Here is a 10717-nt window from a genome sequence, read left to right as displayed (position 1 = left end):
TGCAGCCGCGATTCAGGCGTTTCAGGGCATGCTTTTGTTCTTCCTCCTGGCATTCGACGTCCTCACGAACTTCAAAGTCCGCTTCGGCCGGGAGGCTGCAGCATGAGGCCAGCACTTCTGATCTTCGCGGACACCGCCCCGGCGCTGGGGGTTGTCGCCGCGTCTATTGCCGGACACACCTTTGATCCGGCAACGATACTGGAGCTTGTCTAATGGATCTTTCAATCAACCCGATCCTGCTTGTCGCCTCGCTTATGGTCGCGTCCACCCCGATCCTGTTGGCAGCCATTGGCGAGATGGTCGTCGAAAAAGCGGGGGTTCTGAACCTTGGTGTAGAGGGCATGATGATCGTTGGAGCGATCTGCGGTTTCGCCATCGCGGTCGAAACGGGGTCGCCCGCCATTGGCTTTCTCGCTGCTGCTATCGGAGGCGCGGCCTTGTCGATGCTGTTTGGTTTCCTGACGCAATACCTTTTGACCAATCAAGTGGCGACGGGCCTTGCACTCACCTTGTTCGGCCTCGGTCTTTCAAGCCTCATGGGGCAAAGCTATGTGGGCATCAAGCCGCCCTCAACGCCCAAACTTGATATCCCGTTGCTTGGCGATATCCCGGTGCTTGGACCGATGATCTTCAGCCACGACCTGATGGTCTATGTCTCGCTGGCCATCATTGTAGCCGTCTGGGCGTTCCTTAAATACACGCGCGGAGGGCTGATCCTGCGCGCGGTCGGTGAAAGCCACGATGCGGCTCACGCTCTTGGATACAACGTGATTTTTGTGCGTCTCAGCGCAATCGCCTTCGGAGGTGCCTGTGCTGGATTGGGCGGCGCTTACCTAAGTCTTGTGCGCGTCCCACAATGGACCGAAGGCATGACGGCAGGTTCAGGTTGGATCGCGCTTGCCATCGTCGTGTTTGCATCCTGGAGAGCGGGTCGCGTTCTTTTGGGTGCCTATCTTTTCGGCGGCATCACAGTTTTGCAGCTGAACTTGCAGGCCGCGGGCGTCGCAATTCCTGTGGAACTCTTGTCCATGTCGCCATACCTGATAACCATCCTTGTGCTGGTCATAATCTCGTCCGATCGAAACCGTGCGGCGCTTAATGCGCCGGCGTCGCTAGGACGGGCCTTTCATGCCTCACACTGAGGCACTTGTTACACTTAATGGGGAGTTACTTATGAAAAAACGTACATTTCTGCTGACGGGGGTTGCCGCTGCTGCGATTGCTTCCGCCGCTTTTGCTGACGGTCATGAACCGCTCAAAGTTGGATTTATTTTCGTGGGCCCGGTCGGCGACGGTGGCTGGACGTATGAGCACAACCAAGGCCGTCTCGCCGTCGAAGAGCACTTCGGCGACAAAGTCGAAACCGTATTTCAGGAAAACGTGCCCGAAGGCGCGGATGCCGAGCGCGCAATGACGCAAATGGCGCTGCAAGGCGCTGACCTGATCTTCACCACATCGTTTGGCTATATGGACCCGACGATCGCTGTGGCCGAGAAATTTCCGAACGTGAAGTTCGAGCACGCCACTGGCTACAAGCGCGCCGACAACGTCTCGACCTATTCCGCACGATTCTACGAAGGCCGCGCCATTCAGGGTCACATCGCGGGCAAAATGACTAAGACGAACAAAGTCGGCTACATCGCGTCTTTCCCAATCCCGGAAGTCATCCGAGGCATCAATTCGGCCTACTTGCACGCCAGCAAAGTAAACCCTGACGTCGAGTTTTCAGTCGTCTGGGCCTACACTTGGTTTGATCCGGCAAAAGAAGCGGACGCAGCCAAGGCGCTGATCGAAAACGGCGCCGATGTGATCCTTCAGCACACCGACTCGACCGCACCTCAGGCGGCTGCAGCGGATGCCGGCAGCGTCATCACCTTCGGTCAGGCCTCCGACATGGCCGAATATGCGCCGCTGCCGCGCGTTTCGTCGATCATCGACAATTGGGCACCCTACTATATCCAGCGCGTTCAGGCTGTCATGGACGGCACTTGGGAAAGCGTTGACACATGGGACGGGATCGGCCCGGGCATGGTTGGTATCGGTGAGATCACCGACGCGGTTCCTGCTGATGTAAAGGCGGAAGCAGAAGCCCTGCGTGACGCGATTGCTGCCGGAGAATACTACCCATTCACCGGTCCGATCAACAAGCAGGACGGCACGGTCTGGCTTCCTGATGGCGAAGTCGCAGATGATGGTACTCTGGCCGGTATGAACTTCTATATCGAAGGCATGAACGGCGAAATTCCTAACTAATTTCAGGGAATTCGGATAGCGAAGGCCGCCGTCTGGCGGCCTTTCATTTTTAGCCTCCGGCGGAGGTATTTGGCAAAGGGTGAATGGAGATATCAATGCGTACAATTTCTGGAAAAGACGCTTCAAGTTTCAGCTTTGGAACAATGCAATTTGGCGCAAAGGCCAGCGAAACTGACAGTGCTGAGATGTACGCTGCCTGCCGCGCAGCAGGGATCAACTTCTTCGATACGGCGCATGCTTACACCGGCGGGCACTCAGAACGCATTTTGGGTGAATTGGCTGCCGGCGAGCGTGACGATGTCTTCATCGCGACGAAGTGTGCGGGGACAGTTGTCGCCAAACCTGACGTCATCCGCGCCGAATTTGACGAAAGCCGCAAACGCCTGGGCATGGACACGGTTGACCTTCTCTATCTCCACCGCTGGGACCCGGACACGCCGCTTGAGGAAACCTATTCTGTCATGGCCGAATGGGTCAAAGAAGGATCGGTCCGTCATGTTGGCGTTTCTAACTATTCGGCCTGGCAGGTCATGAAGGCGCGACAATTGGCTCAGTCCATGGGGATCGATATTCACGTCATTCAGCCAATGTATAACTTGGTGAAACGGCAGGTAGAGGTCGAGATTTTGCCGATGGCTATATCAGAAGGTTTCGCCGTCTGCCCTTATTCCCCGCTTGGTGGTGGGCTTCTTACCGGCAAATATGCGGGTGGGACTGGTGGGCGTCTGAAAGACGACCCGATGTACAACAAGCGGTATGGCACGGCTTGGATGTATGAAACCGCAGAGGGGCTTTCGCGCCTGGCGGGCGAAGCGGGGATTGATCCGGCGACCTTGGCCGTCTCCTGGGTGGCGCGGCATGAAGGTGTTCATGGACCGATCATTTCTGCGCGCTCGGCCGAACAGCTTGCGCCGTCATTGGCCGCGGTCTCGTACAAGATGGATGCGGGGCTTTATGGAGAGATATCAAAGCTCTCACCGACCCCTCCGCCTGCCACGGATCGTCTGGAGGAGGCTGGCTAAGGCATTCTTTACCGCAAGAGCGGTTTGAATGGAATTTGGTAATTCGAAAGTAATACTGTAAGTTTGAGAGCCCTATGGATTTAAACGACCCACATCACGGGCCTATCGCCGATCTGATCGCGCAGGCGCGGCGCGTGTCGCGTGTTTGGTCCGGACTGTCTTCTGAACCCGACAGCGTGATGACAAGTGCCGAGCGGGATGTGCTGGATTTCCTTGTCTTCGAGGGGGCGGCCACAGTCCCGAACATTGCCAGAAACCGTGGCGTCTCGCGCCAGCACATTCAAAAGCGCGCCGATGCCTTGGTAGAAAAAGGGTTTGCAGATTTTGCGGATAATCCTGCTCACAAATCCTCGAAATTGCTTGAGGCCACGATTGCAGGTGAGCGCGCGCATGCGACTGCGTCCCGTGGCGAAGCCGACGTCCTTCAACAGCTTTCGGGCAAAATTGATCCCAAAGATATCGCAACCGCACGCGCCGTGTTTACGACCCTTGCTAAAGCTGTCGAACAACACGAATGACCCGCATTCTGGTCATTGGTGGCGGCATCGCCGGTGTGTCTGTCGCAGCGAAACTTGCCCCCGACGCTGACGTCACGCTTTTGGAAACCGAAGCGGCTCTTGGCACCCATGCCAGCGGACGATCCGCTGCCTTGTTTGAAGAGAACTACGGCACGCCAACGACCTGCGTTCTGAACCGCGCATCCAGAAGCGAACACGAAAGACGCGGTGTTCTCAGCCCGCGCGGCCTGATGATCGTAGCGAAGGACAGCGACAGGGCGCAGTTTGAAACTGACCTGATCGCCATGTCTATGGACGAAATCACGGTTGCGGATGCCCTTGCCCGCGTCCCGATCCTAAACCGTGACATCACCCGTGCGGCGATCCATGAAGATGCGCATGACATCGATACCGACAAGCTGCTTCAGGGATTTGCCAAAGATGCGCGCGCGAGTGGCGCAAATATCGCGACCAGACAGAAAGTCATCGCTATTGAGCGGTCCACCACATGGCAGGTGCGGACGCAGGGTCAATCGTTCGAAGCTGATATCTTGGTGAATGCCGCCGGGGCTTGGGCCGATCAAATCGCTGAAATGGCCGGTGTTGCAAGGATCGGTCTTCAGCCCAACCGGCGCTCCATGGCCCGTCTTCCAGCGCCGGATGGCCGTGATGTTGGCCGCTGGCCGATGATCATTGGACCCGGCGAAAGCTGGTATGCGAAGCCCGACGCCGGGGGATGGATTGTGTCTCCGGCGGAAGAACATCCGATTGAACCGATGGATGCCTGGCCGGACGACATGGTCCTTGCAGAAGGCCTTGATCGGTATCAGAAATATGTAACAAGCCCCGTGACGCGCGTGGAAACCTCATGGGCTGGACTTCGCACGTTTTCTCCGGATCGCGCCCTTGTCATCGGCGAGGATCTTGATGTGTCTGGATTTTTCTGGTGCGCGGGCCAGGGCGGGTACGGCATTCAAAGCGCGCCTGCCGCGTCTGCATGTCTTGCCGATTTGGTGGCGAGGCGCACGCCCTCTTTGCCCGCCGAAACGGTCGACGGCCTTAGCCCTGCAAGATTTCGCTAAGTCTTAGGCGTAGTCGGGAATGTAAGAGACGCGCTCGCGCATTTTGTAGCGCGGCGCAGGGTAGTCGGTAAATTTCGGCCCCAGTTCGGGAAAAATCTTCTTAAGATCATCGCAGACAGCGCGCGGCGTTTCTTTCAGATTAGCCGTCGTCGGCGAGAAACTTTCTACGGGTAGTCCGTTTGCACAAAATACCTGATGCTCGTCGAAGACAATATTGTAGTAGGTCACTTCGTCCGGTGCACGGTCTACGTAGATACTGTCGTTCAGGTCGGAAATATCGCGGGCCGGGACAAGACATGCTTCGTTGTCTGCCTCGCCTTCAAGGCGCCAGCCAGGGATCAAGAGCCGATGCGCAGGTGCAACCGAAAGATCGCGTTGCGGCATCATTGGACCAATGGCGCGCGTGCGCAAAACGATGGGGGCAAGCGACGGGTCTGCGGCAATTTCTGCTGCGGTGACGGTGCGCGTCCAGACCATACGGACCGGCCGCAATCCATTGTCGCGCGTGACGATCAGATCACCGGCGCGCAAGAACTCGACCCGCCTTGGGCCGCAGGGCGTGCGCAGATTTGCACCAGCACATAAACCGGCCACACTGGTTTTACTGACCTTTTCGGCCTTCGATATTCTGGCAGCCATCGTCATCTAGACGTTCCTTCCGCAGCACGGATCTTTGTTGTCACCACCCAAGGGTCCAAATGTGACCAGATTAGGGACAGGTCATGGTGAATCCGGGATTGCTGGAGACATGAGGCCGTTTTTTGTTTCCAGATTATCAACAATATGCGCAGATAGCCGTATATAGTCAGCAAAATGCGATCAACAGTCGATCAGGCCGGCGAAAATTTGGTCAGTGAATTCTGTTTGGCGTCTGGCCCTGCATTTCAGCCACAATCGCCTCAGCCGCAGTCTTTGGATCACCCGCGCGATAAATGGGTCGCCCGACAACCACATGGTCAGCGCCTGCGGCAATTGCTTCGGCGGGTGTCATGACGCGCTTTTGGTCTCCAAGATCCGCCCCGGCAGGGCGCACGCCCGGGGTCACAATCAAACGTCCCTCGGCTTCTGGCAAAGCGCGGATCAGACTTGCTTCCAAAGGCGACGCGATGACGCCATGAGCGCCTGCATCAAATGCCCGTCCAGCGCGTTCCTGTACCAGATCAGGGATGTTGCCCGCACGAATTTGCGCCGCATCAAGATCATCGCGATCCAGCGACGTCAGCACAGTTACTGCAAGGATTTTCAGATCACTCCCACTGGCCCCTTCCCGAGCGGCACGCACCACATGCGGATCGCCATGCACCGTCAGGAAATCCAGATTGTACTGGGCCAGCCCCCGCACCGCGGCCTCAACTGTCGCACCAATATCGAACAGTTTCAGGTCCATGAAAATGCGCTTGCCCTGCTCGTCCTTAAGCTCGGCCGCAAGGCCCATCCCGCCTCCGGTCAGCATTCCCAGACCGATCTTATAAAACGACACGGCGTCGCCAAGTCTTTCGGCAAGGTTCAGCCCGTCCAGTGCATTCGGCACATCAAGGGCAACGATCAGGCGGTCATCGGCGTGAGTCATTTCAACGAATTAGCCTGCCAATCCGACAAGGGCAAGTAAGCGCACAAAAACATATAAAGGATGGCCTTGAGCCCTGCCTACCAAGTGCCCATATGAGAACTGAGGCCCACAGCACGCATGCCGCAAAGCGGATGTAGCACATCGGGCGCTTTATAAAGGAGAGATCCATGGACTTAGAGAAGTTCACTGAGCGGTCGCGCGGCTTTTTGCAAGCGGCACAGACCATTGCCATGCGGGAAAGTCACCAAAAACTTGCGCCCGAGCACTTGTTGAAAGCATTGCTGGACGATGATCAAGGATTAGCGAGCAACCTGATCAAAGCGGCAGGCGGTGCGCCTGAACGCGTGGTGCAGGCCGTTGATATTGCATTGACCAAGATCCCGAAAGTCACAGGCGACGCGGGACAGACCTACATGGACCAACAGACCGCCAAGGTCCTCGACGAAGCTGAAAAGCTTGCCAAGAAGGCGGGCGACAGCTTTGTGCCGGTCGAGCGCATTCTGACAGCGCTTGCCGTTGTGAAATCAAAGGCAAAAGACGCGCTTGATGCGGGTGCAGTGACCGCGCAAAAACTGAACGGTGCAATCAATGATGTCCGCAAGGGCCGCACCGCAGATACCGCATCTGCCGAAGAAGGCTACGACGCGCTGAAAAAATATGCGCGCGATCTCACTGAATCCGCCCGCGAAGGCAAGATCGATCCGATCATTGGCCGCGACGAGGAAATTCGCCGTGCGATGCAGATCCTCAGCCGTCGCACAAAAAACAACCCGGTTCTCATCGGCGAACCTGGCGTGGGTAAAACCGCCATCGCCGAAGGCCTCGCCATGCGTATCGTCAATGGCGACGTGCCGGAATCTTTGCGCAACAAACACCTTTGGTCGCTCGATATGGGCGCGCTGATTGCGGGTGCAAAATACCGTGGTGAATTCGAGGAACGTCTGAAAGCGGTCCTGTCCGAAGTCACCTCCGCGGCGGGCGAGATCATCCTGTTCATCGATGAAATGCACACGCTTGTCGGCGCCGGCAAGGCCGATGGTGCGATGGATGCCTCGAACCTTTTGAAACCCGCGCTTGCGCGTGGTGAACTTCACTGCATCGGCGCGACCACGCTTGATGAATACCGCAAGCACGTCGAAAAAGACGCCGCCTTGGCACGCCGGTTCCAGCCCTTGTTAGTCGAAGAACCGACTGAGACCGACACGATCTCGATCCTGCGCGGCATCAAAGAAAAATACGAAGTTCACCACGGGGTGCGCATTTCGGACGCCGCGCTCGTTGCGGCGGCCACGCTGTCCAACCGCTACATCACCGACCGCTTCCTGCCGGACAAAGCCATCGATCTGATGGACGAGGCCGCCAGCCGCCTGCGGATGGAAGTCGACAGCAAACCTGAAGCACTCGACGCGCTCGATCGCGAGATCATGCAAAAGCAGATCGAAGCCGAGGCGCTTAAGAAAGAGGACGACAAGGCCTCAAAAGACCGACTTGAAAAGCTGCAACTGGAGCTGTCGGAGCTTCTGGAAAGATCGACGGAGATGACGGCGCAATGGCAGGCCGAACGCGACAAGCTTGAAGGCGCGCGCGACATCAAGGAGCAACTCGACCGCGCCCGCGCCGAGCTGGAACAGGCCAAGCGTGAAGCCAACCTGCAACGCGCAGGCGAGCTGTCCTACGGCGTTATTCCCGGCCTTGAAAAGCAACTGGAAGCGGCTGAATCGCAAGACGCCCTCATGGTTGAGGAGGCCGTGCGTCCCGAGCAGATCGCCGAAGTTGTCGAGCGTTGGACCGGTATTCCGACTTCCAAAATGCTGGAAGGCGACCGCGACAAGCTTCTGCGCATGGAAGAAGAACTGGGCCGCCGCGTTATCGGTCAACGCAGCGCCGTCCATGCGGTTGCGAACGCTGTTCGCCGCGCGCGGGCAGGGCTGAACGACGAGAACCGGCCCCTGGGCTCGTTCCTGTTCCTTGGCCCGACTGGCGTGGGTAAGACAGAGCTTACCAAAACCGTCGCCGAATTCCTGTTCGACGATGAAAGCGCAATGGTGCGGATCGATATGTCCGAGTTTATGGAAAAGCACTCGGTTGCTCGTCTGATCGGGGCGCCTCCGGGCTATGTCGGTTATGACGAAGGCGGCGTTTTGACCGAAGCCGTGCGGCGCAGACCCTATCAGGTTGTGCTGTTCGACGAGGTCGAAAAGGCGCACCCGGACGTCTTCAACGTGTTGTTGCAGGTTTTGGACGACGGCATTTTGACCGATGGTCAGGGGCGCACTGTCGACTTCAAACAGACGTTGATCGTCCTGACGTCAAATTTGGGGTCACAGGCGCTAAGCCAACTGCCAGACGGGGGAGACGCGTCTCAAGCGCGCCGCGACGTGATGGACGCCGTGCGCGCCCATTTCCGGCCTGAATTTCTGAACCGGCTCGATGAGACAATCGTGTTTGACCGCCTGACGCGCGACGACATGGGCGGTATCGTCGATATTCAGCTTAGCCGCCTGATAAAGCGTCTGAGCAAGCAAAACATCAGCCTCGAAATGGATGATGCGGCGAAGACCTGGCTTGCGGATGAAGGTTATGATCCGGTATTTGGCGCCCGGCCATTGAAGCGGGTGATGCAACGTGCGCTCCAAGACCAACTTGCGGAAATGCTGCTGTCCGGCGACATCGGTGATGGCGACACAGTCGCGGTGTCGGCGGGCGCAGGCGGACTTCTTGTCGGGGATCGCGTGTCCACGTTAAACCGCCAACCACCCAGCGATGAAGTGGTTCACTAAAACACAAAAGCCTCCCGCGTTTTCATCGTGGGAGGCTGCTTTGCCCAAGTTGGAATTGTTAAGCCTCGGGGCCCAAAGCCCCGGCCGGTCTGTCAAAGGCCTGGTTTCAGGCTACGCCACCGGCCGAACCTTCGGAAACAATCACATGCACCATCGGCATCGTTGTTTTACTGTTTGCCCCGCTTAAATCGACCATCACTTCGGTGATGTCAGAAAGGCCTTCCGGCATGCCCATGCTTTGCGGTGAGATGATACCGCCGTCGGTGTCACACTGCTTTGCGTATAGACAAGCCGGCACGGTTCGCTCTCCTTTTTATAGACCCCGATGAACCACATTGACATGGTTCGCTCGCGCGTCTCCCTCTCCATACAGACTTTGCGGGTGGCGCCAACGACCACATCCATTTCGGCCACTGGCACGGACATTCCCATCGGTCATCCCACTGCCTGAACATGGCGGGACCGGTCGACATGTTCCAAACCGCATCCGCCGGTGCGTCGAAGTCTCGTCTGACTTTGACCAATTTTGCTGGTCAGCCATCTTTCGTATCCTTCAAGTAGTTTAATAAAATACCCATCATGTCGAAACGGGCCTTCCAGATATGGCGCTATTGGTCGGTCCAACTTGCCACGATCTCAAAAGGCTAAGTATTTAATGCGCCGGGGTGGACCCGCGCCGCTCTGAACTGGCTCGCCATTTTCGCATCTGTTGTCGTGGGGTAGCTTGTCCAGACTTGTTGGTTTGCAGTCGTTTTCGCGGCCCCTTTGGCCAAATCCTAGGGGGCCGGCGACAAAGCCGAACACGCCAAGGCCCCATCCCTTTGCGCCACCGGCTGGTAAAAGAGAGCCCTTCAGCGCGGCTTCCGGATCCGTCGTCGGATTGCCGTCAGCATCAACAGCCCAACCTTCGGGAATGGTCTGCCCGGCCTCCTTTGCCATATTCACAGCCCCCAAAGTCACGACGGCTGCGGCCTGATCAATGGCAACGCCGCCGACGCCATTCGGTACAGCAAAGGCAATAGGGTGTGTTCCGATCACCCGCTTGGACCCACCCACAGGCGCAATAATGGGGCTGGCATTGGTTACACCAAGCGCGATTAATCCAGCCGAAGCGGCTCGTTCTGTAAACCAACCCAACGCTGTGCAGGTATGCGACCGTCCAATGTTCACGCTGACAATCCCGGTCTCGTGCGCAACCTAAACGGCTTGCGAGAACGCCGCGTCAAACGTTACCTGTGCAAAACCGTGGTCCGCGAGCCCCTTCAGAACTGACAAACGCACCACATTGATCTTTGGCGTGGCCCGCCTGTTGATCCGTCCGGTTTTAAGCTGGCGGCAATAGCTCTCAAGATAATACAGCCCACAAATCCGGTTCCCGCGCGCTTCGGCCCAGGCAATGGCATCCGCCATGATCGCGGCTGTATTTTCGCTCGCGCCATGGCGCGAGCACAGCATCCTTTGAGACGCGCTCAATCTCTTGAATTGATATTTCGGCCATAGGGCAGGCATCCTT

General features: G+C 57.4%; 9 protein-coding genes and 1 pseudogene. 6 read left to right on the top strand and 4 right to left on the bottom strand.

Going from position 1 to position 10717, the window contains the following annotated elements; all coding sequences use genetic code 11:
* The first annotated feature begins 212 nt into the window (after positions 1 to 212).
* The 5 genes from AC221Y_RS00545 (at position 213) to AC221Y_RS00525 (ending at position 4854) form a co-directional block, all read left to right on the top strand.
* A complete protein-coding gene (locus tag AC221Y_RS00545; RefSeq protein ID WP_299754432.1) occupies positions 213 to 1142 on the top strand; it encodes an ABC transporter permease in 930 nt (309 codons plus the stop codon).
* Positions 1143 to 1173: 31 nt separating this feature from the next.
* Positions 1174 to 2253 carry a BMP family ABC transporter substrate-binding protein gene (locus AC221Y_RS00540; RefSeq protein ID WP_299754434.1) on the top strand — a complete coding sequence of 360 codons (1080 nt, stop codon included), beginning with the start codon at positions 1174 to 1176 and terminating at the stop codon, positions 2251 to 2253.
* A gap of 95 nt (positions 2254 to 2348) precedes the next feature.
* On the top strand, positions 2349 to 3275 hold the full coding sequence (locus AC221Y_RS00535) for an aldo/keto reductase (RefSeq protein ID WP_299754436.1): 927 nt from the start codon (positions 2349 to 2351) through the stop codon (positions 3273 to 3275).
* A 74-nt stretch (positions 3276 to 3349) separates the two neighbouring features.
* Complete coding sequence (locus AC221Y_RS00530; RefSeq protein ID WP_486706627.1) at positions 3350 to 3793, top strand: MarR family winged helix-turn-helix transcriptional regulator; 444 nt, start codon at positions 3350 to 3352, stop codon at positions 3791 to 3793.
* Positions 3790 to 4854: an NAD(P)/FAD-dependent oxidoreductase gene (locus tag AC221Y_RS00525; RefSeq protein WP_299754440.1), complete on the top strand. Its 1065-nt coding sequence runs from the start codon at positions 3790 to 3792 to the stop codon at positions 4852 to 4854. The genes AC221Y_RS00530 and AC221Y_RS00525 overlap by 4 nt, the downstream gene beginning before the upstream one ends.
* 3 nt (positions 4855 to 4857) lie before the next feature.
* Here the strand turns inward: AC221Y_RS00525 and AC221Y_RS00520 are convergent, their stop codons facing one another.
* Together AC221Y_RS00520 and pyrF are read right to left on the bottom strand one after the other, a co-directional pair.
* Positions 4858 to 5499 carry a Hint domain-containing protein gene (locus tag AC221Y_RS00520; RefSeq protein WP_299754443.1) on the bottom strand — a complete coding sequence of 214 codons (642 nt, stop codon included), beginning with the start codon at positions 5497 to 5499 and terminating at the stop codon, positions 4858 to 4860.
* 205 nt (positions 5500 to 5704) lie between these two features.
* Positions 5705 to 6424 (bottom strand): orotidine-5'-phosphate decarboxylase, encoded by a 720-nt coding sequence (gene pyrF / locus AC221Y_RS00515; protein WP_299754445.1) that lies wholly within the window; start codon positions 6422 to 6424, stop codon positions 5705 to 5707.
* A 167-nt stretch (positions 6425 to 6591) separates the two neighbouring features.
* Between pyrF and clpB the strand changes: the two genes are divergently transcribed.
* Entirely contained in the window at positions 6592 to 9204 is a 2613-nt protein-coding gene (gene clpB, locus AC221Y_RS00510) for an ATP-dependent chaperone ClpB (protein ID WP_486706626.1), read from the top strand.
* Positions 9205 to 9310: 106 nt separating this feature from the next.
* Here the strand turns inward: clpB and AC221Y_RS00505 are convergent, their stop codons facing one another.
* Both AC221Y_RS00505 and AC221Y_RS00500 read right to left on the bottom strand, forming a co-directional pair.
* Entirely contained in the window at positions 9311 to 9502 is a 192-nt protein-coding gene (locus tag AC221Y_RS00505) for a hypothetical protein (RefSeq protein WP_299754449.1), read from the bottom strand.
* Between the two features lie 338 nt (positions 9503 to 9840).
* Positions 9841 to 10713: pseudogene (locus AC221Y_RS00500) on the bottom strand (Ldh family oxidoreductase).
* Positions 10714 to 10717: the final 4 nt, after the last annotated feature.

The sequence above is a fragment of the Boseongicola sp. genome, assembly GCF_057460485.1.
The sequence above is the reverse complement of the archived record's forward strand: the minus strand, read 5'-3'. Positions and strand labels throughout refer to the sequence as shown.